We start from the raw sequence: 278 nt of genomic DNA, 5'->3' as shown, positions 1-278 counted from the left end.
CAATTTACGTGGCGTTTTTCAGGTGAACTGATCAAGGAGAAAGAGTGATGTTGACCCTGCAACACATCGCAAACCAGCCTGTGGCCGATTTTGACTCTCGTGTCGTGGCCTTTGTTTTCGACCTAGCGCGCTGCGGTATCAACGCCAAGACTATTCACGCGCAGGCACATGCTGAATTCGAAGACACCATCAGCGCTGCCCTGATCGAGAACAGCATCCGAGAGGCGGTGCGCCGTATGGCCCGGCAACACCTGTGAAGCCCGTTGACACGTATGACG

Annotated in this window: 1 protein-coding gene; it reads left to right on the top strand. The window is 54.7% G+C overall.

The annotated features are described in order from the left end of the window. Positions 1-47 precede the first annotated feature (47 nt). The gene (locus AC1RPR_RS08785) at positions 48-257 is read left to right on the top strand and encodes a hypothetical protein (RefSeq protein WP_289859455.1); all 210 of its coding nucleotides are present in this window, start codon (positions 48-50) and stop codon (positions 255-257) included. Positions 258-278: the final 21 nt, after the last annotated feature.

Source organism: Dellaglioa sp. CoH-57-MRSF-22 (assembly GCF_056781895.1).
This window is presented reverse-complemented; position numbering and strand designations above follow the sequence as displayed.